Raw genomic sequence first — 23,586 nt, 5'->3', positions numbered from 1 at the left:
CACCTCAATAACCTCTTATGTTTTTAAAAGCATCTGCAATTTTTTGCGAACACTTTTTACCAGGGCTCAGTTCAACCCCTGAATTCAAATCTAGTCCTTGTGCGCCTGTATAAGCTGCATCAAGTACATTTTCTGCGTTTAAACCGCCAGCTAACATAAAGCTGTTCGCGCTCTTCTCAGCCAGTAATGACCAATCAAAAGCTTCACCTGTGCCACCAAACCCCGCAGAGGTTTTAGTATCGTACAAATGTTTATCTACTCCTGAGATTGGTTCAGGTAGTTCATCAGTCACACCTTGTGCTTTCCATATTTGGCAAGTTACAGGTAACTTTGCGCGCAGCGCTTCAATATAAGTTTTATCTTCATTGCCGTGTAACTGCACGGCTGCAAGTTTTAATGTTTGCGCAATTTCACTGACTTGTTCTAAATCTTCGTTTACGAATACACCAACATACTTTAAAGGTGCGCTATCGATGACGGCTTTAGCACAGTCAATGTCAACGTAGCGGGGCGATTTAGGGGCGAAGATCAAGCCGCCGTAAATAGCCCCTGCGTTAAAAGCCGCTTGGGCGTCCTGAGAACGCGTTAAACCACAAACTTTATTTTCACCCAGAATAAGACGACGGCAAGCAACTTCTAAGTCTTGCTCAGCCATAATAGAGCTGCCCACTAAGAAACCGTTACATAATGGCGCTAAACGTTTTACGTCTTGGTGCGTGTAAATCCCCGACTCAGAGATCACAACTTTGCCATCAGGAATTAGCTTTCTGAGCTTCTCGGTTGTCGCTAAATTCGTGCTTAAGTCACGTAAGTTGCGGTTATTAATACCGATAATTTCAGCATTCAGATCAAGTGCGCGGTGTACTTCTTCTTCATTACTGACTTCGGTTAAGATTGACATATTCAGTGACTTTGCCACATTGGCAAGGTGTATATATTGTGCATCATCAAGTACTGACAGCATAAGCAAAATAGCGTTACCACCATGTAAGCGCGCTAGATAAACCTGATACTCGTCAATGAAGAAGTCTTTACAAATAAGCGGTTGGTCAACTTTTTTGCTGACATAAGTCAGGTAATCAAAACTACCCTGAAAATATTTTTCATCGGTTAACACACTGATGCATGTGGCATATTTGCCATATACACCAGTGATTTCATCAAGATTAAAGTTATCTCTAATCAGGCCCTTTGATGGCGATGCCTTCTTACACTCTAAAATAAACTGTGTACCAGTTGCAGCCAGTGCTGCTTGAAAATCTCTGTCACTAGGCACAAGGTCGTTAATAAAAGAGTCTAGTGGATTTTGTTGTTTTCTTAGAGCAACTTCTTGTTGCTTATCTGCAACGATTTTTTCTAATACGTTAGCCATTGCTTACCTCGACGATCTCTTTTAGTTTGTCTGCTGCTTTGCCAGATTTTAAAATTGTTAATACTTGCTGTGTGGCGGCTTTAAAATCAGCAGCCAAATTATGCATTACCAATAATGCAGCGACGTTTACCGCAATAGCGGCATTGTGTGCATCAGGTGCTGTGCCATTTAAAATCTCAATACTGGCTTTGGCATTGTATTCTGGCGTATCCCCAGCGATTTGGTCTAATGAATAATGTTCAACGCCAAAGTCGTCAACGGTTAAGGTGTATTCTTTAATTTCACCATCAACCAACTCAGCCACATGGGTTGTGCCATGTAGGGCAATTTCATCTGTGCCTTCACCGTGCACTATCATTGCTCGCTCAGTACCGAGTGTCTTTAAAGTCTCGGCCATCGGAAGGCATAAACTTTTATCATACACACCTAGTAACTGCACTTGTGGGGCGGCAGGGTTAGTCAATGGGCCTAAAATATTAAAAATCGTGCGGGTTTTTAACGTGGTACGCACTGGCATCGCATGCTTCACACCTAAGTGATAAAGCGGCGCGAATAAGAAGGTGAAGCCGGTTTCTTTTAAACATACACTGGCTTGCTCAGGCGTCATTTCGATATTAATGCCTAGAGTTCTGAGTAAATCTGCAGAGCCTGATTTACTTGATACACTGCGATTGCCGTGTTTCACTAAATTGATACCACATGCTGCAGCCACAATTGCCGCTGTGGTGCTGACATTAATGGTATTTGAACCATCGCCACCTGTACCACAGCTATCAGCACAAACAAGATTATGTGCGTTAAAAGCAGTAGCATGATCACGCATGGCTTTTGCTGCGCCAGCAATCTCTTGTGCCGTTTCTTTTTTAATTTTTAATGCAATGAGTGCAGCGGTGAGTTCAATTTCAGACACTTCACCCTGCATAACCAAATCAAAGAAGCTATTTGCTTGCTCAAATGTTAAGTCTTGTTGTTCAAGTAATAGATTTAAACTGTCCATGTTGGCTCCTATTGTGTTAAGTAGTCGATACTTTGTTTTAATAACTGAGCACCGTCTGGGGTAAGAATAGACTCAGGATGAAATTGATAGCCGATCACCTTATCTTCAGGATGGTAAATGGCCATCGGAATAGTGTCGTATTTGGCAATCACTTTTAAGCACTCAGGAACATGAGTTGCCATTAAAGAGTGGTAACGCGCAACCGGGAAGCGTTTGCCAATACCTGCAAATACAGGGTGGTCGTCAGCTTCGATAATTGAAGACTTACCATGAACTGTTTCACCTGCATGACCAACAGTTCCGCCATAGCTTTGTGTTAAAGCTTGTTGGCCTAAACAAATTCCCAGCATAGGGAATTGGCCTTTAGCGAGTTCAATTAGCTCTAATAAGCAGCCTGCTTGAGCTGGGTTACCTGGGCCTGGCGATAACACTAAGATTACCGGTACAGTTTCTTGCTGCATCTTGGCGAAGATTTTTTCAGCGGAGATATTGTTACGGTAAACCACTAAATCTAGGCCTAGTAGCGTCAGTTCATCAACAAGGTTGTAGCTGAATGAATCAAAGTTATCTAAAAAATATACTTTTGTGTTATTAGACATTAGCAGGCTCCTTGATACGTAGATTGCACGGCTTTTATGACGGCTTGTGCTTTGGCACGTGTTTCATCTGCTTCTGATTGAGGATCTGAGTCATATACTACGCCGGCACCTGCTTGCACGTATGCGGTACTATTTTTTACAAATGCAGAGCGAATAACAATGCAAGAGTCCATTGCACCATCGCCCGTTAAGTATCCAACTGCACCACCATAGCTCCCACGACGTTGCTTTTCAGTCTGTCTGACTAACTCTGCAGCTTTTACTTTAGGTGCACCTACTAGTGTGCCCATGTTCATACAAGCTTGATAGGCATGCAGTGCGTCTAAGTCTGGTTTTAATTGACCCACAACCCGTGATACTAAATGCATGACCTGTGAATAGCGGTCCACTTTTAACAGCTCTTTTGCGTGACGAGTGCCTGCAACACTAATTCGCGCAACGTCATTACGCGCTAAATCTACCAGCATTAGGTGCTCTGCACGCTCTTTTTGATCGTTGCGAAGCTCAAGTTCAATGCGGCTGTCTAGATCTGGATTAATACTGCCATCTGCAAACTTGCCGCGAGGGCGTGTGCCTGCAATAGGGTAAACTTCGACTTGATTACTGTTCACACAATATTTCAATGCCGATTCTGGCGAGGCACCAAACAGTACAAAAGACTCATCTCGCATGTAAAACATATACGGACTTGGATTTTGTTTTTTAAGTTGTTGATAAGCGGCTAGTGGCTGAGCACAAGGTAAAGAGAACGTACGAGAAGGCACAACTTGGAAAATATCACCATCGATAATGTTTTGCCTTAAAGTTTTGACTTGCTGACAGTAAGTTTCATCGTCAATGTTTACTGTTACTTCAGACTGGCCTTCATTTGGCGCTGCTAAATACGGCATTAAATTATCACAACGCGTATTCAGCTCTTCTAGCTGTTTACCAACTTCAAAACAGTTTGCATGAACTTCTGGTCCGTTGAAAACATTACCAATTAACTCAGTGGTTTGTGCTTGATGATCAATTAATACGAGCGTTTCTGCTAAATAAAACACATAGTCAGGACAGTCATTATCACCGTCTGGGACGTCAGGCAGTGTTTCAAAGTTGGCTACCATGTCGTAAGCAAATACACCGCCCAAAAATAGTGCAAAAGGGGTATCTGAGTTACGTTTGATTTTATTTATACAAGTACGTAGGGCACTGAATGCATTATCTGCTTTAAGCTTACTGTACTCATCCAGTTCAGCTTCGAACGGTGCGTATTCAAGTGTTAATACATCACCTTCAACAACCGCTTTACAGTTTTCAACTTGTTCAGCCAAGAAACTTAACACTTGCTGACCGTTGTTAGACAATGCTTTGGCAATCACGGTTTTGCCCCTGCACTCAATGCGAAGTGCGGCATCGACTAAAATGATGCTTTTCACATTATCTTTAGAGTCAATTTCTGCTGACTCCAGTAATAATGAATTTGTTTTATCGAGTGCCGCATATAAAGACAGTGGGCTGCTAATGTAATCGCGCCGTTGTCTTATACTCGTCACTTCCCCTGGTGTTGTCGTAATATGACTAAAAATCAAAACCTCATTCCCCATAATAAAAAACCCCCGCCAGTGTTAACTTGCGGGGGTTGTGTAACAGATACAACAATGCCGTCCCGCTAGTTCAGGCGCCACCACCAAGAATGTGTGTTGATATTGTTGTTAATCATGTTTGTATTCCAAAAAATTTAGATATAAAAAAACCCGCATTTATGTGCGGGTTTTGAAATCGTATAGATACGACAAAGCGCCCGCAATGTTACGAGTGCCACCACCAGATTTTGTTTTTAGTTAATGTTTTCATATCAGGTATATGTCGAATCAATTTATGCACACAGTAAACCTTATCGGAACGAGCGAGTCAAGCTAAAAAGTTGCAAAAACATTAAAAATATAAAGTATACAAAATTTAATGGGGCGTATTAGTGATATAATCCGACCCGTTGACACGAACACGAATAATAATGAAGAGAAATAAACTTGATTAAATATGATTTACACAGTCATAGCACCTTTTCTGATGGTCGTTTAAGCGTAAACGCATTGCTTGAGCGAGCAACAGAAAAGGGGGTTGATGTTTTAGCCCTCACCGATCACGATACAGTCGCGGGTATTGAGCCTGCAAAGCAATTTATTGCTGACCGAGATTTAAATTTAGAGTTAGTGGCTGGGGTTGAGATTTCGACAAAATGGGAGAGCTTTGAAATCCATATTGTCGGCTTATCTATAGATACTGAAAATACACATCTACTTAATTTATTGACTGAGCAGCAAAACAAACGTGAAGCTCGTGCTCAAGAGATTGGTCGACGCTTAGCGAAAAAAGGCTATGAAGATATTTATGAACAGGCCAAAGCATTGGCAAAAGATGCTGAAATCACCCGAGCGCACTTTGCGCAAGCTTTGGTCGATCGTGGTGTGGCTAAGAATATCCAAGGTGTGTTTAAAAAGTTCTTAGCCAGAGGCAAAACGGGCTATGTACCAAGCAATTGGTGTGATATGGCAACTGCCATTGCGGCGATTCAGGCTGCTGGTGGCGTTTCTGTGTTGGCGCATCCTGGTCGATATCAAATGTCTAATAAGTGGCTACGTAAATTACTTAACGAATTTAAGCTCGCTGGTGGGCAGGCGATGGAAGTCGCTTTACCGCAGCAAGCACCGAGCGAAAGACAGTTTTTAGGGCAATTGAGTCAAGAGTTTGATCTACTCGCGAGTCAAGGTTCAGATTTTCATTATCCTATGCCTTGGTCAGATCTCGGAAAAAACCTATACTTACCAAAAGATTGTCAAGCTGTTTGGCAGTTTTGGCAAGACGCACAGGAGTGTAACTAATGAGCCAATTTTTTCATATTCACCCAGAAAACCCGCAGGCACGCTTAATTAAACAAGCGGTCGAAATTATTCACAAGGGTGGGGTGATAGTCTACCCGACCGACTCAGGCTATGCACTTGGCTGCAGTATTGGTAACAAGCAAGCGAAAGAGCGAATTGAACGTATTCGCGGAATTGAAAAACACCATAATTTTACACTTGTCTGCCGAGATCTATCAGAACTGGCAACCTATGCCCGTGTTGATAATCAAATTTTTCGTTTAATAAAAAACAATACGCCTGGGCCTTACACCTTTATTTTCAAAGGCACAAAAGAAGTACCTAAGCGTTTATTAAACGAAAAGAAAAAAACCATTGGTATGCGTGTAACGGATAACCCAATTGCCGCAGCGTTACTTGAAGAGCTCAATGAACCACTGATGTCATGTTCCTTGATTTTACCTGGTGAGCAATTTACCGAATCAGACCCTGATGATATTCGTATGAGCCTAGAAAAACAGGTCGATCTTATTATTCATGGTGGCTATTTGATTGAGCAAGCGACTACAGTGGTTGACTTCTCTGATGATGATATTGTCATTCTTCGCGAAGGGTGCGGTGACGTTACGCCGTTTCAATAGCTAACAAAATAGTCATTTAATGAGTAACTCTGCGCCACTGGCCTTTCTTCATGGCGAAGCCGTTTTAGAAAAGCCAGAAGACTTATACATACCGCCCGATGCCCTTAAAGTGATATTAGAAAGCTTTGAGGGCCCGCTCGATCTGCTTTTATATCTGATTAAGCGCCATAAACTCGATATTCTGCAACTGCCAATCCATAGCATTACCAAACAATATGTGAGCTATGTTGAGCTGATGAAAGATTTACAGCTTGAATTGGCAGGGGAATACTTAGTGATGGCAGCGTTATTGGCGCAAATTAAGTCACGTATGTTGTTACCGACACATGAAGAGCTTGAAGAAGAAGCCGACCCGCGTGCTGAGTTAGTCAAGCGTTTGCAAGAATATGAACAATTCAAAACAGCGGCGGAAACATTAAAAGAGCAGCCTCATGTCGGAAAAGACTTCTTCATAGCTAATGCAGAGTATGTCGACAATGCACTTGATGAAGAAAAACTACCTGATTTAAATTTAAAAGACTTAGTGCTTGCATTTGGTCAAGTGATGACCCGGGTGAAAACGCTCGCCCACCATCAAATATCAAGTGAAGTTTTGTCTACCCGTGAACGTATGTCGAGAATTCTAAGGCACCTTTCAGAACATAGTGGCCCGTGTGCTTTCGTCACTTTGTTTGATTTTGCTGAAGGACGCCAAGGCGTGGTGGTGACATTTATAGCAATGCTTGAACTGATCAAAGAACAATTAGTCACTTTTACCCAAATTACCCCGCAATCAGAGATTTATTTATCTTTAAAACTACAAGAGTAACCGAACCTCTGTCATAATATTGCCTTGTGTTTGCAATTGTAGATTAATATGGCTTTTAAGCGTCTTAGTGATGAACAACTCGTTGAGCTAGTCGAAGCAGCGATTTTTGTTTCTGAGAAGCCTTTAAGTAAGCGTCGACTACAAGAAACTGTTCTGCAAGATTTCAATATTTCTGCTAAAAGATTAACCCAAGCCATAGACTCACTGGTTGAGCACTATTCAACAAGAGGTGTTCAGTTGATTGAAGTGGCGTCTGGTTATCGTTTTCAAGCAGGGCCTTCTTTGGCTGAGCCATTAAGTAAATTATGGCCTGAAAAAGCAGTGAAATACTCTCGAGCGACCATAGAAACCCTCGCCTTGATAGCCTATCGTCAACCTATTACCCGAGGTGAGATAGAGCAGGTGAGAGGGGTTGCTGTAAGTAGCAATATAATGAAAAGTTTATTAGAGCGTGAATGGATAACGGTTGTTGGGCAAAAAGACGTGCCTGGTAAACCTGCGCTATATGCAACCACCAAACAATTTTTAGATTATTTTTCTTTATCTGGTTTAGAACAGCTGCCTAATTTACCTGAGCAACAAGATGTAAAACTAGAGCAGATATTGAGTGATCCTTCTGTGAGAGAACCATCCTAATGAGTGAAAAGTTACAAAAAGTATTGGCCCGTGCTGGTGTGGGTTCACGCCGTGAAATGGAAAAATACATTGACTCTAATCGTGTCAGCGTTAATGGTAAAGTGGCACGTTTAGGTGATCGTGTTGAAGAAAATGCGGTTATCCGTGTTGACGGTCATGTTGTTAAAATTGAGCAGCAAGAAGAGCGTGTTTGTCGTGTTTTAATGTATCACAAGCCTGAAGGCGAGTTGTGTACGCGTAAAGACCCTGAAGGTCGCCGAACTGTTTTCGATAGACTACCTCGTTTAGAAGGTGATCGTTGGATTGCGATTGGCCGTTTAGATATCAATACCTCAGGTTTATTGTTATTTACCAACGACGGTGAATTAGCGAATCGTTTAATGCACCCTAAATATGAAGTAGAGCGCGAGTATTCTGCACGTGTATTCGGTGAAGTAACAAATCAAACATTGAATACCTTAACTAAAGGTGTTGAATTAGATGACGGCCCAGCTAAGTTCTTAAAAATTAAACCTATGGGCGGTGAGGGCATTAACAAGTGGTTCAACGTTACGCTAACTGAAGGTCGTAATCGTGAAGTACGTCGTTTATGGCAATCTCAAGATGTAGAAGTATCTCGTCTAATTCGTATCCGTTACGGTAAATTAGAGCTTAACAAACGTCTACCTCAAGGTGGCTGGGAAGAGCTTAAGTTAGAAGACGTAAACTACTTACGTAAATCTGTGAAAATGCGCCCTGAAACGCAAACTAAGCTTTCTGTGATGCCAGAAAAGCGTAAAGACAAGCGTGCTAAGATTAATCAGATCAGAAAGGCGGTGAAAAAGCACAACCAACGTGCGCAAAAGCCGAAAAGAAAGTAACTTTAAGAAAGTATCGATATAAATTAATAAATACTAAAAAGGCACTCGATGGAGTGCCTTTTTTAATGGTGTCAGAATTATAAGCTACTGTGCGTTAATTGATTCACCGTTAACGTCTTTAGAATCATCTGCCATTAGGTATAAATACGTCGGCATGAGTTCTTCAGCAGTTTTAAGCTTTTCTTTATCTTCACCAGGGAAAGCAGAAGCACGCATGCTAGTACGTGTGGCGCCAGGGTTAATACAGTTGATACGGATATTGGTCTTGCCTACTTCTTTAGACCAAGTTTGCATCATACCTTCAGTTGCAAATTTTGAGATTGCATAAGGGCCCCAAAATTCACGACCTTCACGGCCTACACCAGATGAAGTGAAAATCACAGAAGCACAAGGTGATTTACGAAGTAATGGGAACATATATTTTGTGATCATAGCTTGCGCAGTGACGTTTACTTTCATGATATTTTCAAACGTAGATACACAGAAATGTTCTAGAGGACCAAGTGAACCTAAGATTGACGCATTGTTAAGTAGGCCGTCTAATTTACCAAATTGCTGCTCAATGGTTGCAGCAAGGTCGCGGTAGTTTTGTTTTGTCGCACCGCGCATATCCATAGGAACGATAGCCGGTTGCGGATAGCCTGCATTCACGATTTCATCGTAAACGCATTCAAGCTTTTTAGTTGTTTTACCAAGTAGGATTACAGTTGCACCGTGTTTCGCATATGTTAATGCCGCAACACGGCCAATTCCATCGCCAGCACCTGTGATTAAAATGGTTTTATTTTCTAGTGCGTTGTCTGCTGCTTGATAATTATGCATTGTAGATCTCTATTTGAACGTTTTGCGCATTTTATCACAGCATTAGGGTAAGTTATCTAAATTATTGTAAATTTGGGTGGCGAAACTTTACATATTGGGTTAAGTTTAACTGGTCTAATGTCTCATTAAAAACAGAATTACATTATATTAACGCGTTAATTGCATAAGAATAATAAAATTTGTCGGAGCCCATTCAATGAAAAAAATGCTTCTCTCACTCGCAATTTCTACGGCTTTGGTCGGCTGTGGCGGCGGTGAAACACTACAAGATGTAAAACAAGAAACGACCCCTGTACTACCTTCAGCTTCAGTGAAATTCGATCCATCAAATGGTGTGATATCAATTCCGAATGATTTACTTTTAAGTGGTACAAAAGATGGTACTTTAAACTTACCTGGTGAATTTGACGACCAAGGCCAACCTTTACCGGCAGCTGCTTATGCCAACCCAAGTTTAGCTATGGGTGGTTTAGACGGTTGGTCGACTAATATGCCTTATGTTATCGATTTAGATGTGCCAAGCGAAGTTAGCATTAATGCGGATTCTGTTGCCACACCTGATGCTGTTCGCATTTTTGAAGTTGTCATGGGCGCGAGTATTACAGATCCTGACTGCGCGAGTGACAAAGTTCCTGCTGGTATTGCTTGTAAATATGTGGGTGAGTTGACGTTTGGTGTTGATTACATCGCTAAGCTGACTGATTCAGGAAAAGGCATCATGGTAGTGCCGCTTAAACCATTAAAACCAGGGGCTTCTTACATCACCGCGCTTACAAAAAGTATTGTGATGGCAGATGGTCGTCCGCTTCAACCTTCATCAACATACGGCTTAGTTAAAGCAGAGGCGCCACTGGTTACTGATGCACAGAGAAGCCTTCAGGCTGTGGTTCAGCAATACGAAAATATTATTTCTGGCCAAGTAGCCAAAGAAGATGTGATTTATACCGCAGCAATGACGATTCAGTCAGTGGGTGCGGTAATGAATAACATTAAGCTAGGTTTAGCGCAAAGCTTACAAACACAAACTAACCCTAGAATCTCAGTTCCTGAGCAACCGATGATCACAGTATCAGATGCGTTAGCAACAGTTATCCCAGATGCTGAAACACGTGCACCTTTCCAGGCTGTTCAATACATGCAAGGCAGCATTATGTTGCCTATGTACTCAAAGAAACCTGAAGGTACAGCAATTGAAGATTTAGCGGGTACGTATTGGAAAGCACGTTGTGATAGTGCTGCTACGCTAGCAGGTGCGGTTGCTGCCGGTGTTGATTTATCTGGCTTAACACCAGGTGCGAACGACGCGTATTGTAATGCTGCATCAGGTGGTTTACTTCGTGACTTTGGTTTAGATAAAAGCCGCTTCTTAACTAAGTTTAATAGTATTCCTTCTGTTGAGTGGATTGCCAATGTACCAGTTCAAATTACTAAGCCACGTGCAGAATTGTTAGGTATTGAAATGCCAGCAACTGGTTGGCCTGTTGTTATTCTACAACACGGCATTACTGCTAACAAAGAAAGCCTGTTAGGTTTGACGCTAGCTTTAAGTAAAGCTGGTTTTGCTACTGTTGCGATTGATCACCCAATGCACGGTGCTCGTGGTCTTGATATCGATTTAGACGGCAAAGATGACTTCAATGCAACAAGTGGTCAGGGCTCAGTACTTTCATACATGAACTTGACGTCACTACTCGTCGCACGTGATAACCTAAGACAGTCTTCAGCTGACCTTCTTGCACTTAGACTTGGCTTGAATTTTATTGACCCAACACTTGGAATCAACCCTACAGATGTGAGTTTCTTTGGCCATTCTCTAGGTTCAATTGTTGCGCCTAACTTTATTGCGCATACAAATAAGCCTATCGGTAATGAAACGGTTGATAACTTATTTAAAGTGAATACAGTTGGTCTAGCAAGTGGTGGTGCAGGTATTGCTAATTTCTTAACTGAGTCAGGTTCATTTGGCTCGTTTGTGAAAGGCTCTGTGTTAGCTGCAGCGGGTAATCTATCTTCTAAAGCGTTCTTAGAGTTCGTGGCAAGTGAAGCAACAGCAGCTTGCCCTGCAGAGACTAAGATCCCTTGTTCTTATGCACTATACGAAAAGCAACTTGTTGAAGCTGGCAATACAGCGGCACTTGCTGGTATTCAATCTGTGATCAGCCAGTTCGTGACCGTTGCTCAAACAACGTTAGACAGTGCAGACCCAGTTAACTACGCAGCAGCAGTGCAAGCACTTGGTACACCAACCTACTTAAGCGTAGTGACTGGTGGGGTTGATGGTAACCAACCAGATGCAGTTATTCCGCCAACAACGGCACTGCCTTTATCTGGTACTATGCCTATGGCCCAGTTATTCGGTATGACACCAGTGACTGAAACACAAGTGGGTGAGCCTAAGAATTATGTTGTTAAGTTCTCTCAAGGTCATCACTCATCTATTGCAACGACTTCATTTAATGAAGCCGTAGGCGGTACAGCTCAAGGCCATGCGATGACAACACTTGAAATGCAAACTCAACTTGCAACCTTCTTGGCATCAAAAGGTATGAAGTTACCAGTTGACAACACTGCAGTGATTGCTAATTAAGTTTAATTACGAGAAGATGAAAAAGCCGCGTTAAGCGGCTTTTTTTATTTATAAAAATCATTTTGGATCGTAAGAACAACGAGGAGACTAGATTGACGTTCTTATATGAATACGGTTTATTTTTAGCCAAAGCAGTCACAGTTGTGTTATCGATTGGGATCATCATCATTTTGGCTGTGGGAGCGAGTCAAAAGCCTAAGACAAACGCAGGTGAAGTTGAGCTTCAAGACTTATCTAAAAAGCTAAAGCGAAATAAGCAAGACTTTATCGAGCAGACTCTAGATAAAAAAGAACTGAAGACTTACAAAAAAGCGCAAAAGAAAGAGCAAGAAGATAAGCCTTCTGCGAAGGCATTTGTGATTAATTTCGATGGTAGTTCAGATGCTCATGAAGTGAATAATTTACGCGAAGAAATTACAGCGGTACTACAAATTGCAGATAAAAATAAAGATTCAGTGATTGTAAATATCAATAGTGGCGGCGGTGTGGTTCATGGCTATGGACTAGGTGCTTCGCAGTTAAAGCGTCTCACTAGCGCAGAACTCCCTTTAACCGTATGTGTTGATAAAATTGCTGCCAGCGGCGGCTATATGATGGCTTGTGTGGCAAATAAAATTGTCGCTGCTCCGTTTTCAATTATTGGCTCAATTGGCGTTATTGCACAAATCCCCAATTTCAATAAGCTTTTGAAAAAGAATGACATTGATTTTGAAATGATCACCTCAGGCGAATTTAAACGCACGTTAACACTATTTGGTGAGAATACCGACAAGGGACGTGATAAATTTCAACAAGAAGTTGAATCTACCCATGGCTTGTTTAAAGAGTTTGTGCAAACGCATAGACAAGATATAGAACTTGAACAAGTGGCAACCGGTGAGTATTGGTTTGCAACTGATGCACTAAAATTGGGTTTAGTCGATGAGTTAAACACCAGTGATGATTATATTTTATCGTTATTAGAGAGCCATCAAATCTATACGGTCAAATATACCAGCAAAAAATCGCTGCCAGAAAAGCTAGGACTTGGAGTAAGCAAAGCGGTTGCGAGTGCGACAAATATGCTTTGGACTAAATTGCAAGACGCTAAATGGTAGATATAGCACGCACTACTGATTGGCGAAACATAATTTAGTTCTTTTGAAATGCCTTTGGAGAAACACCAAAGGCATTTTTGAATGTACGGCTAAATTGACTGGTATGATTAAAGCCTAAATCAAACCCTATCTGGGTAATACTTTTACCTTTTTTAAGCAACTCTTTGGCCTTCGACAGTCGCCGTGTTTGCAGCCACTGTTGTGGGGTCATGTTTAAGCATGACTTAAAGTAATTAAAAAATTTACTGCGACTCATACAAGCAATTTTACATAAAGTATCAATATCTAGAGGCTCGCTCAAATGATGCTCTATGTATTGAACGACTTCTGTAATTGGGTCTTGATGATTATGCGAGCCTGCGCACTTTAAAATAAGTTCGCGAGTTTGCTGAGTGAGCAATCGTGTCACCAATTCATTCAGTGCTAAATCAATCAAAAATCCGCGTTGATCTCCATTTTCAGTAAATAAATGCACCATACGATCTAGTAACGCCTGGGTTTGCCAATTGTGCTCTACATGGACGAGTTCATTTTGATAACTCACTTCATGGTTACTTTGGTTTTCTATGTTCAACCTCTGTGCAATATCAGCCAGTTTTTCGGTACTGATTTCGATGGCTAAACAAGTTGTAGGCGAAAATTGTGATGCATCGGGGAAATCTATCTGGACGGTTTGGTTTGGTGCAAGTACAAAGCTTTCATTTGGCAAAAAATCATGGTGGTAATCACATGTTTCTACATGCATCACTTTTTTGCCTTGTAGCATACCGCAAAACAATACATTGCTTGACGATAAGGGCACATTAAATGCGCTTTCATAAGTGTCATAAATACTCAATTGCGCGTCATCTGAATCAAAGCTGAGCTTATTCTCTACCAATTTATCAATGTGTTGGTGCCTAGCTTGCAAATCAAAGCGCATATCTGTTCCTTATGAATATCAAGACTGAGAGTTAAGCAAAAAATACCTAGAGTTAATTTTTTAAGCCTCCTTTCGCTTAATGTCAATTCAATCGGCTCAAAAATAAACACATAACTGAAGTATGAGCCGGGCAACAAGTTGATAGAAGAGGACACTATGATTTATTCAAACCCGAATACCCAAGGCGCAGTCGTTAATTTTAAAGACAAGTATGACAATTACATCGGTGGTGAGTGGGTTGCTCCCTTAGATGGCGAATATTTTGAAAACAAAAGCCCTGTGAACGGAAAGGTGTTTTGCCAAGTGGCACGCTCTAAAGCAGCAGATATCGAGTTGGCACTCGACAAAGCACATGAAGCAAAAGAGGCGTGGGGAATAACCAGTGTCACTGAGCGCAGTAATATTTTACTGAAAATTGCTCAGATCATTGAAGATAACAAAGAGTATTTGGCGGTTGCTGAAACTTGGGATAACGGCAAAGCCGTACGCGAAACCCTAGCCGCAGATATTCCGCTAGCAGCAGATCATTTTAGATATTTTGCTGGCTGTATCCGAGCGCAAGAGGGCAGTATTGGCGAGATTGACGAGCACACTGTGGCCTACCATTTTCATGAGCCGCTAGGTGTAGTTGGGCAAATTATACCCTGGAACTTCCCGCTATTAATGGCCGCTTGGAAATTAGCCCCAGCTCTGGCTGCGGGTAACTGTGTTGTACTAAAACCAGCAGAGCAAACGCCTACCTCGATCATGTTATTAGTTGAACTGATCGGTGATTTATTACCTGCGGGTGCTTTAAACGTGGTGAATGGTTTTGGTAAAGAAGCAGGTGAAGCGCTCGCGACCAGCAAGCGTATTGCTAAAATTGCATTCACGGGTTCAACCCCTGTTGGTTCGCACATCTTGAAATGCGCTGCCGATAATATCATTCCATCGACCGTTGAGCTTGGTGGTAAATCACCAAATATCTTCTTCAATGACGTGCTCGACAAAGACGATGATTATCTAAGTAAGTGTATTGAAGGTGCGGTATTAGCTTATTTCAACCAAGGTGAAGTATGTACTTGTCCTTCGCGCTTATTTGTCCAAGAAGACATTTATGACGAGTTTATTGAGCGTGTTAAGGCACGAACAGCGCAAATTAAGCGAGGCAACCCATTAGATACAGAAACCATGGTTGGCGCGCAAGCCTCTCAGCAACAGTTCGATAAAATCTTAAGTTATATCGAAATAGGTAAACAAGAAGGGGCAGAAGTTCTGTTTGGTGGTGAAGTTGAGCAATTATCTGAAGAGTTTAATTCGGGTTATTACATTCAACCAACCTTGCTTAAGGGCAATAACTCAATGCGAGTATTCCAAGAAGAGATTTTTGGTCCAGTTATTTCACTGTGTACGTTTAAAGATGAAGCTGAAGCATTAGAGCTGGCGAATAGCTCTGAATTTGGCTTAGGTGCGGGTGTTTGGACTCGGAACATGAATCGCGCCTATCATTTTGGTCGCAAGATTGAAGCCGGACGTGTATGGACAAACTGCTACCACATGTATCCAGCGCATGCGGCATTTGGTGGTTATAAAAAGTCAGGTGTGGGTAGAGAGACGCATAAAAAAGCGTTAGACCATTATCAGCAAACTAAAAACCTATTAGTTAGCTATAGTGAAAGTCCACTCGGCTTTTTCTAAACAGTCAGCTATTCAATTGGTTATTTAGATATCACAATGCAAAGGGGCAAGTAGCGCAATATTAAATTGCGCTACTTTTTTATTTTGGCTTATTAGTCTTCGATTGATTTTATGTAGTTTAAAGCACCAACGACAGAAGCTACTTGGCCTTGCACACAAATTTCGTCATTTGCAGATGGGCTATCAGGATAAACTTCGGTTGTCGTTACGTACTCTGCGTCTGTCATACCCATACAAAGACCGAGTTTAGTACCGTCATAGTTGATCACACCAAATTGCTCAATTGGCACACCAATTAACTTACCATCTTCATCAGCAGGGGCGATGTGGGTGACTTTTTCTACTTCTTTGATAATCGCAGTTTGGAACGAGTATTGCGGTTTTTGAGTATGACCAACTAAGTAAAAACCATCAGGAATATTCCAATTATCATGACTTACACCGTCACGCGCTGCGAGCGCTGGTCGAAACTCTGAATTGTCGGTGTCTGTGGTTTCATGTAAATCAACATGACACAGTAAATCATCGAATTGAGCGACATAAGCCATAGCTTGTTTTGACTCAGCCGCTGGGCTGTCAGCATAAAATGAGCGGTTTGGATCAATCGCCTCTGGGTTCCAACGGTTGATTGTTTCATAACCCCAAGGGCTAATACATGGCAGTACCACAAGATTGAAATCAGATTGGTAATGTTTGCCCTGTGATTTTATGAACTCAATCGCGCCATGTACGCCACTGGTTTCATAACCATGCACACCACCTGTTACCAAAACAGTAGGCTTATCGTCAGAAAAGTCACGAGACTTTATCGCATGCAATTTATACTCATGTTCACCGTAATTTAGTTCGCCATATTGCTCAACGTCATACTCGTCAGCGAGCGCAAGTATTTTAGTTTCTACTTCTTGTTGGTAACTACGCTTAATCACTTGTGCTTCAAGCCACTGTTTTTTTTCTGCTTCTTGCCATGGTGTGCCAGGCGTGCCAATTGGGTATGCGGTTGTCATAATCGTCCTCGGTGAAAGTTTTTTGCCATCCTAGTGATAAAGCCGGGGTCAGTAAAGTAATTAAATCTAATTGCACACCATCTGAACACGATTACAGCTGTTTATTTTGCAAAGTAACCAAGTTGGGCCAGCCGACTTTTTTGCTGAGTGGTTAATTTGCAGCTGAATAGAAAAATATTCTTATCTTCAAGTTTTACATGAGTGACTTTACAGCAAATAATGGTATGAACTTTAATTTGTTGGATTTGTTCAACAGGGACATATTTTTGAGCGCCTAAAAAGTTATAGTAGCTCAACCCATTCACGCACCACGATGACCTTCTTCGGCCTATTAAGGTTTGAATTAATGTGACAACAACAAATAAACTGAGGGTAAATATAAGCATTATTTCTAATGCTTCTAACCAAGCAGTAAAGTTAAATACTGTGCTTATTGACACAAGAAGCGCAATAATGCTCGCGGCAAGAATATAAAAACCAAAATTGATTGAAGATTTAATTTCGTACATTTCTTAACTCCTACGTACCTTTTTTATAGGCGTGCAAAGTAATGTAAGAAAATGAATAAAATATGGAGTTAATACTTAAAGCTTAAATTAATGTACCTCTGCTTTTATTTCTTTCCAGTCTTCAACAAGTGGGTTAAGAAAACCGCATTCCTTATAAGCACGCTCAATGTATCCTGATTGCCTGAGCTGCTTTAAACCTTTCTGTAGTGCTTTAAATGTTTTGCTTCCGAGAGGATGCTTTTTTGATACTACAAAGTGTCTGCTGTCTTGAAGCGCAACTTTAACGCCATCTATTGCTCGAATTTTGTAGTTTTTTCCTGTGTACTCAAAAGGCTGGGCTGGTTTAAAAGGAGCCAGCATGGCATCGACCCAGCCACTGCTTACCATTTTAGCCATAACTAACCAATCGGCTTCAATGACTAAATTTTTGGGTTTGAGCGCGGTGAGTGTTTTTACATCAGTGTGCCAGGCTTCACTGGTCACAAAGCTAAGGTCTGTTATGCCGTTCGTAAGTTTGGGTCTCAGCTCAGTTATTTTGTTAGGTGCGACATAGATACCTGCGTAAAACTCTCCATTACGGATCACAGGTTCAGATATGAATACATCGTTTTCGTATTGGGATGCTTCATTAAGCCAGATTGAGTCAAAACTGATCAGGAGAAGCCCGTGTTGGATAAGACGAATATTTCTCGCATCATAATCACCTAGTACAAAATCATACTCCAGGTTAAGACCTCCGAGTTTTATTGCTTTTTGTACCAGGATAAATTCAACAACATCCCTAAGGCAACTTGGGTGATTGAAATGCTCTATTGACTCTATGCTTTCTCCACCGAGCACTTGTTGAGCGTAATTATATATATCGGTTTCAATCGAAATTGGAATTTTCGCCTTGCTACTTAAAGCTGTAAAAAAGCACAAAAATAAACATACCCATTTCATAAACATGATTCATTGGTCTGTATTTGAGTTAAGTATCGTATAAGTTGAGATAAATTAAAGTGACAAGAGCAAACTAGTTCACTATCTTGTTAAGTTGATGTTATTTAAAACATTGAAAATCGTGTTTATCGAGCGCTATAAAAGGGGACTTTATGAAATTTGAACAGTTACTTAATCATCTAGATTCAGGCGTTTGCGTTGATCAATTACAAACTGAGTCTGTGGTAGATTTAGCTGTATTGCTTATGTCAATTGATGGCGAGGTATGTGAAAAAGAGTTATCAGTTTTAAATCAGTGGATAGAGAAGCTATGTTGGAATAGCGAGATAGAATCAGGTCTTTATATCTCTAATATGATCACCCATTGTAAAGACGTGATTGCAAAAGGTGATGCAGAGCATTTTATTCACCATAGAATGAAGCATATTGTTGATGCACCCATAAAGGAGCTGGCCTTACGATTAACGACTCAACTAGCACAGGCTGATGGCATAGTGACTGAGTCAGAATCTAATGCACTAAAAGTGATTGAAGCTGAGCTTTAATTGTTTAGTGGTTTTGAGAAAACAACTTTTTACGCACGATTTTTCTATACTCACTCGGTGTTTGATTTAGCCTTTGCTTAAAGACCCGAGTGAGTAAGCCTTGAGAATTAAACCCCACCGATATCGCCACATCTTGAATTGACAAATTACTGGAAGCTAATAGTTCTTTGGCATTTTCTAATCGTATCGTTTGCAGATAATGCGCGGCCGTTTGGTCCGTTGCTGCTTTAAATCGTCGATTAAATGTCCGGTAACTTAAATCAAATTGCTCTGCCACACCTGAAAGGACAATCTCTGTGTGATAATTGTTTTTCAACCAAAATTGAATTGATGCGATTAACTCATCTGGATGTGTATCCGCATCACCTTCTAAAAAACGCTGCTCTTCGTAGGGCTTTCTAATTTCATGAGAAAAGTTTTGCTGTACGTGTTGCGCCGCAGCAACCCCATATAATTGCGAAATTAAATGCACAATGACATCTGCGAGCGCATTTAAACTAGCTACCGTGTAAATACGCTCAGACTGGGTAATGAAGAAGTCAGGTTTCAAATCGACTGACGGGTAATTGAGCTTAAATTGTTTCGCATAATGCCAGTGTGTTGTTGCTGGGTGGTGTTCGAGTAAACCAGACTCAGCTAAAAAGCAGACCCCAGTGCCGACACCAATGATGGTCGAACCTTGTTGCCAAGCTTCGTTTAAAGCCTTTGCAAGTGATTGGTTTTTTCTAAGTACAGGTCTTGGATTTCGCCAAATGCTCGGCACAATAATGTAATCTTGCTCTGACAAATAGCCAAATGCCTCATCAGGGTATATTTGTAACCCAAGCTCATTACTGATCGGCGAGGTATCATTTGCCAGCCAAGTTATGCGTAACGGCTTAAAGTCATGCCCTAAGTGTCTTTTTGCAAATGCTTCACCTGCTCTGAGCATCTCTGCGGGAAGCGAAACACTGGTAAAGAGCATGCTTGAATAAATACAAAAGCCAATTTTTATCGGGTTTTCTGGTCTGACCATGCTAATTTGGCGAAAAATAAATGATATTTGGCTATTTTTGCAAAATGTAATCTAAAGTTCAAACTAGAATCGAACATATCTAAGTTGTGTGAAAATTTTAAGAACGATTATTTATGACTGCATTACCAATTATTGTAGGGATGGGTGGCATTAACGCTGCTGGCCGTACATCTTTTCATCAGGGCTATCGCCGTATTGTTATAGATAAGCTAGATCAACAAGCACGCCAAGAAACTTTCTTAGGCCTTGCAACACTAATGAATTTAGTGCGTTTCGAAGACGGTCGACTCGTCACACAAGCGGGTGTTGAAATTTCAGCTGAACAAATTGAAGCGCAATTTGGCGAACAAATTAAAGCGGGTACTTTGATCCGTAAAATTGAAAAAGAACACTTCGATTGTGATGCAACACATTGGCAGCAAAAGCTAACTATTAATGCGAATGATGAGACGGGACTAAAGTTCACTTGTCGTAAGCGTGATTTACCAAACCCAGTGCCTGCCTCATGGCAAGTTGAAGAATTAGACGCAAAAACAGTCAATGTGGTTGTGCCTGATTCTTTAGAAGTAAAACACGATAGCTATCGCGATAATCCAATCAAAGCGGCGGGTCAGTTACCAACCGGCTTTGATCCGGCATCGCTTTATAACAGTCGTTATCAACCTCGTGGTTTACAAGCTACTATTTTTGCCGCAACCGATGCAATTCGTTCAACGGGTCTTGATTGGGATACTGTCATGAACAGTGTTGAACCAGACAAAATTGGTACTTATTCAGCATCAGTCGCAGGCCAAATGCAGCAAGAAGGCTTTGGTGGTTTGATCCGCTCTCGTCAACAAGGTGATCGCGTAAGTACAAAACAATTGGCATTGGGCTTAAATACCATGTCGACAGACTTTATTAATGCTTACGTGACTGGCAGTGTTGGTACGACGTTCACAACCTCAGGTGCATGTGCAACTTTCTTGTATAACTTACGCGCTGCAGTAAATGATATTCAAGCAGGTCGCACACGTGTTGCGATTGTAGCGAGCGTAGAATGTGCGCTAACGCCAGAAGTCATTGAAGGTTTTGGTAACATGAGCGCATTGGCAAACGAAGAAGGTCTTCGTAAGCTCGATAATACTGAAAACGTTGACTACCGTCGCACAAGCCGTCCGTTTGGTGAGAACTGTGGTTTCACAATTGGTGAAGGCGCACAGGTTGCAATCTTAATGGATGATGCCTTAGCCCTAGAACTTGGCGCAGAAGTGATGGGCTCGGTAGTCGATGTATTTGTAAATGCAGATGGTATCAAAAAGTCTATCACAGCACCTGGCCCAGGTAACTACATCACAATGGCTAAGTCAGTTGCATTAGCTGAGCAAATTGCTGGCACTGATGCTATTAAAGAGCGCAGCTTTATCTTAGCGCACGGCTCAAGTACACCGCAAAACCGTGTAACTGAATCGCTGATTTATCACAAAGTAGCAGAAGCGTTTTCAATCAATGGTTGGAAAGTAGTTGCGCCAAAGGCATACGTAGGGCACACCATTGCGCCTGCAAGTGGTGACCAACTTGCACTAGCGCTGGGTGTATTTAGTCACAACATCATGCCAGGTATTACAACAATTGATAAAGTGGCTGACGATGTACACGCGGAACATTTAGATATTCGTAATGAGCACTATGAGTGTGCACCTATGGATGTGGCATTTATCAACTCAAAAGGCTTCGGTGGTAACAACGCAACAGCGACGGTATTTTCACCAAACTTTACCAACAAGTTGCTAGCGAAACGCTATTCTGAAGCGCAGTTAAATTCATACCAAGCAAAGTTAGAGAAAACTAAGCTTGCTCAAGCAGACTACCAGCAAGCCGCTGACAATGGCCAATATGAGCTTATTTATCGCTTTGGTAACGGTATGATTGATGAAAATGAGCTTGTACTGAGCCAAGAAAGCTTAAGTTTACCTGGCTTTGATAAAGCAGTATTACTAAGTACAAATAACCAATATGGTGACTTAAGCGAATAAGCTTAAGAAGAAAAGAATGTTAAGCAAACTTAGGCGCTCTGGGATGAGCGCCTTTTTTATGTCTTGAATTTACTTACGCCACGTAAAATATCACCTGAGATTGTATGTAAATTAACCGCGATGTTTTGTACTTTCGCTGCTTCTTCTTGGGTCATCTTGGTTTGCGCGTTTAAATCAACCAGGTTTCGGTTAATATCATCGGATACCGCTGATTGTTCTTCTGCAGCGGCGGCAGTTTGCATCGACATATCATTGACACGATTTATAATTTCCATGGTATCAGCAAGCAATGACTTGGTCTCTTGAGACAATGAAACTGCGGCATCAGCTTTACTTACACCGCTTTCAATTTTGGCCACAACCCCGTCCACGCCATTTTGTACCTCGGTGATCATAGTTTGAATGTTTTGTGTCGAATCTTGAGTCTTGCTGGCTAACGCTCTCACTTCGTCTGCTACAACAGCAAAGCCTCGACCTTGTTCACCAGCTCTGGCCGCTTCAATTGCTGCATTTAGAGCGAGTAAATTAGTTTGCTCAGCAATGCCGCCAATGACATCTAATACGTTGGAGATATTTGTTGATTTTTCAGCAAGTGATTTGGCACTGTCAGATGCATCGACGATTGTTTGGTATAAGGACGAAATATGTGCGGCAGATGAATCTATGCTGCTTAATCCTTTTTCCATTTGATTGAGCGCTGACGTATTTTCATCTGCGGTATTTTGAGCGATTTGAGAAACATCTTTAGTGGCAGTGCTCATTTCTGTGACCGATGTCACGATAAGCTCTGTAGAGTGTGTCTGTTGTGTCACAATATCATTGGCCTGGCGAGAAGTAAGATCTAACTCATTACTAGAGGCTTCAAGTTTTACACTATCTTGTCGAATGTCATCGACAATCAACTTTAAACTGTCTAAAAAAGTATTGAACGAGTGAGCAAGCTGTCCGAGCTCGTCATTATGACTAATGGTAATTTTATTTGTTAGATCACCTCCTCCTGAGGTGATCTCGTTGATCCTAGAGGTAAGCTGTTGAATTCTGTTTAGTAGAGCTTTTTGGCTTATATAGCCGATCACACAGGCTATTAAGATCACTGCGATGGCAAATAGCCACCTCAAGGTTTTGCTTTTACTATTCGATTCTGCGATTTCTTTTTCGAGCTGTTTGGCTTTTTCAAACGCTATCTCACCAGCGAGATTATATTCATCTCGTAATTTCGAAAAAGTGTCTAGAGATTTGCCTTTTGCTAATTGAATTGCTTGCTGATCAGATGTGTTTTTTAGCCTCAGTACTTCATCAACCGTACTTTTCCACTGTGTAAACTTATTGTTGAAGTCAGAAAACTTGCCCCTGATCTCTGGGTAAGCAGCCATAAGTTTAAGGTATTTATTAAACCTATCTTTGGCTTGTTGGGCATTTTCGTTCAAGTCAGAGACGTAGTTGGCAATATCAGCCTTGCTTGAATATACAATACTGAGTTCAGCAACCCTAGCCTGATATAAGTCTCTATCTGCATTCAATACCACACTGAGTGCAGGCATAAATTCGTCAGGAAAGGTACTGGTTTCCTCTTCCAAAGAATTAATTAAATGTCCATTGGAAAACTGGACTATGACGAGACACAGCACTAATACAAAAATAGGGATAGAGTATTTAATTGCAATACTGAGGTTTTTCATATGTCCACTTAAT

General features: G+C 41.4%; 21 protein-coding genes. 10 read left to right on the top strand and 11 right to left on the bottom strand.

From position 1 onward, the window contains the following. Window positions 1-4 precede the first annotated feature (4 nt). From trpCF to AAEU28_RS02260, 4 genes are read right to left on the bottom strand one after another with little or no spacing between them, the layout of a single operon-like run. Window positions 5-1,372 (bottom strand): bifunctional indole-3-glycerol-phosphate synthase TrpC/phosphoribosylanthranilate isomerase TrpF, encoded by a 1,368-nt coding sequence (gene trpCF, locus AAEU28_RS02275; protein WP_421962785.1) that lies wholly within the window; start codon window positions 1,370-1,372, stop codon window positions 5-7. Beyond that, the gene (gene trpD / locus AAEU28_RS02270) at window positions 1,365-2,369 is read right to left on the bottom strand and encodes an anthranilate phosphoribosyltransferase (protein WP_421962784.1); all 1,005 of its coding nucleotides are present in this window, start codon (window positions 2,367-2,369) and stop codon (window positions 1,365-1,367) included. The genes trpCF and trpD overlap by 8 nt, the downstream gene beginning before the upstream one ends. An 8-nt stretch (window positions 2,370-2,377) precedes the next feature. Then, entirely contained in the window at window positions 2,378-2,968 is a 591-nt protein-coding gene (locus AAEU28_RS02265; protein ID WP_421962783.1) for an aminodeoxychorismate/anthranilate synthase component II, read from the bottom strand. Next, entirely contained in the window at window positions 2,968-4,539 is a 1,572-nt protein-coding gene (locus AAEU28_RS02260) for an anthranilate synthase component 1 (protein WP_421963089.1), read from the bottom strand. The genes AAEU28_RS02265 and AAEU28_RS02260 overlap by 1 nt, the downstream gene beginning before the upstream one ends. Before the next feature lie 441 nt (window positions 4,540-4,980). On the opposite strand from AAEU28_RS02260, the gene rnm reads away from it, so the two are divergent. From rnm to rluB, 5 genes are read left to right on the top strand one after another with little or no spacing between them, the layout of a single operon-like run. Continuing rightward, window positions 4,981-5,832 (top strand): RNase RNM, encoded by an 852-nt coding sequence (gene rnm, locus AAEU28_RS02255; protein ID WP_421962782.1) that lies wholly within the window; start codon window positions 4,981-4,983, stop codon window positions 5,830-5,832. After that, on the top strand, window positions 5,832-6,452 hold the full coding sequence (locus AAEU28_RS02250; RefSeq protein ID WP_421962781.1) for an L-threonylcarbamoyladenylate synthase: 621 nt from the start codon (window positions 5,832-5,834) through the stop codon (window positions 6,450-6,452). Before rnm ends, AAEU28_RS02250 begins: the two co-directional genes overlap by 1 nt. Before the next feature lie 19 nt (window positions 6,453-6,471). Next, window positions 6,472-7,260 carry a segregation and condensation protein A gene (locus AAEU28_RS02245; protein ID WP_421962780.1) on the top strand — a complete coding sequence of 263 codons (789 nt, stop codon included), beginning with the start codon at window positions 6,472-6,474 and terminating at the stop codon, window positions 7,258-7,260. Window positions 7,261-7,308: 48 nt separating this feature from the next. Then, window positions 7,309-7,896: an SMC-Scp complex subunit ScpB gene (gene scpB / locus AAEU28_RS02240; RefSeq protein ID WP_421962779.1), complete on the top strand. Its 588-nt coding sequence runs from the start codon at window positions 7,309-7,311 to the stop codon at window positions 7,894-7,896. Beyond that, window positions 7,896-8,756: a 23S rRNA pseudouridine(2605) synthase RluB gene (gene rluB, locus AAEU28_RS02235; protein ID WP_390440676.1), complete on the top strand. Its 861-nt coding sequence runs from the start codon at window positions 7,896-7,898 to the stop codon at window positions 8,754-8,756. The genes scpB and rluB overlap by 1 nt, the downstream gene beginning before the upstream one ends. An 84-nt stretch (window positions 8,757-8,840) precedes the next feature. On the opposite strand, the gene AAEU28_RS02230 is transcribed toward rluB, so the two are convergent. After that, window positions 8,841-9,578 carry a YciK family oxidoreductase gene (locus AAEU28_RS02230; protein ID WP_058030016.1) on the bottom strand — a complete coding sequence of 246 codons (738 nt, stop codon included), beginning with the start codon at window positions 9,576-9,578 and terminating at the stop codon, window positions 8,841-8,843. 196 nt (window positions 9,579-9,774) lie between these two features. On the opposite strand from AAEU28_RS02230, the gene AAEU28_RS02225 reads away from it, so the two are divergent. Beyond that, window positions 9,775-12,165, top strand: a complete 2,391-nt coding sequence (locus AAEU28_RS02225; protein ID WP_421962778.1) for a VolA/Pla-1 family phospholipase — start codon at window positions 9,775-9,777, stop codon at window positions 12,163-12,165. A 92-nt stretch (window positions 12,166-12,257) separates the two neighbouring features. After that, entirely contained in the window at window positions 12,258-13,262 is a 1,005-nt protein-coding gene (gene sohB / locus AAEU28_RS02220) for a protease SohB (RefSeq protein WP_421962777.1), read from the top strand. A 34-nt stretch (window positions 13,263-13,296) separates the two neighbouring features. On the opposite strand, the gene AAEU28_RS02215 is transcribed toward sohB, so the two are convergent. After that, on the bottom strand, window positions 13,297-14,184 hold the full coding sequence (locus AAEU28_RS02215) for an AraC family transcriptional regulator (protein ID WP_421962776.1): 888 nt from the start codon (window positions 14,182-14,184) through the stop codon (window positions 13,297-13,299). Between the two features lie 156 nt (window positions 14,185-14,340). Between AAEU28_RS02215 and AAEU28_RS02210 the strand changes: the two genes are divergently transcribed. After that, complete coding sequence (locus AAEU28_RS02210; protein WP_421962775.1) at window positions 14,341-15,861, top strand: aldehyde dehydrogenase family protein; 1,521 nt, start codon at window positions 14,341-14,343, stop codon at window positions 15,859-15,861. Window positions 15,862-15,953: 92 nt separating this feature from the next. Here the strand turns inward: AAEU28_RS02210 and AAEU28_RS02205 are convergent, their stop codons facing one another. From AAEU28_RS02205 to AAEU28_RS02195, 3 genes are all read right to left on the bottom strand, one after another. Beyond that, the gene (locus AAEU28_RS02205; RefSeq protein ID WP_421962774.1) at window positions 15,954-16,868 is read right to left on the bottom strand and encodes a M14 family metallopeptidase; all 915 of its coding nucleotides are present in this window, start codon (window positions 16,866-16,868) and stop codon (window positions 15,954-15,956) included. A 101-nt stretch (window positions 16,869-16,969) separates the two neighbouring features. Further along, on the bottom strand, window positions 16,970-17,377 hold the full coding sequence (locus AAEU28_RS02200) for a hypothetical protein (RefSeq protein ID WP_421962773.1): 408 nt from the start codon (window positions 17,375-17,377) through the stop codon (window positions 16,970-16,972). A gap of 87 nt (window positions 17,378-17,464) precedes the next feature. Continuing rightward, the gene (locus AAEU28_RS02195; RefSeq protein ID WP_421962772.1) at window positions 17,465-18,319 is read right to left on the bottom strand and encodes a hypothetical protein; all 855 of its coding nucleotides are present in this window, start codon (window positions 18,317-18,319) and stop codon (window positions 17,465-17,467) included. 152 nt (window positions 18,320-18,471) lie between these two features. Here AAEU28_RS02195 and AAEU28_RS02190 point away from each other — a divergent pair, with 152 nt between their 5' ends. Further along, complete coding sequence (locus AAEU28_RS02190) at window positions 18,472-18,864, top strand: hypothetical protein (protein ID WP_421962771.1); 393 nt, start codon at window positions 18,472-18,474, stop codon at window positions 18,862-18,864. A gap of 4 nt (window positions 18,865-18,868) precedes the next feature. Here AAEU28_RS02190 and AAEU28_RS02185 read toward each other — a convergent pair whose 3' ends face one another. Next, entirely contained in the window at window positions 18,869-19,879 is a 1,011-nt protein-coding gene (locus tag AAEU28_RS02185; protein ID WP_421962770.1) for a GlxA family transcriptional regulator, read from the bottom strand. A 113-nt stretch (window positions 19,880-19,992) separates the two neighbouring features. Between AAEU28_RS02185 and AAEU28_RS02180 the strand changes: the two genes are divergently transcribed. Beyond that, entirely contained in the window at window positions 19,993-21,894 is a 1,902-nt protein-coding gene (locus tag AAEU28_RS02180; protein ID WP_421962769.1) for a beta-ketoacyl synthase, read from the top strand. A 56-nt stretch (window positions 21,895-21,950) separates the two neighbouring features. Here AAEU28_RS02180 and AAEU28_RS02175 read toward each other — a convergent pair whose 3' ends face one another. After that, window positions 21,951-23,573 (bottom strand): methyl-accepting chemotaxis protein, encoded by a 1,623-nt coding sequence (locus tag AAEU28_RS02175; protein WP_421962768.1) that lies wholly within the window; start codon window positions 23,571-23,573, stop codon window positions 21,951-21,953. Between the last annotated feature and the right edge of the window lie 13 nt (window positions 23,574-23,586).

It is taken from the genome of Pseudoalteromonas sp. SS15 (assembly GCF_049257195.1).
GTDB lineage: Bacteria > Pseudomonadota > Gammaproteobacteria > Enterobacterales > Alteromonadaceae > Pseudoalteromonas.
Note: the sequence above shows the minus strand (reverse complement) of the source record. Positions and strands in the feature narration are given on the sequence as shown.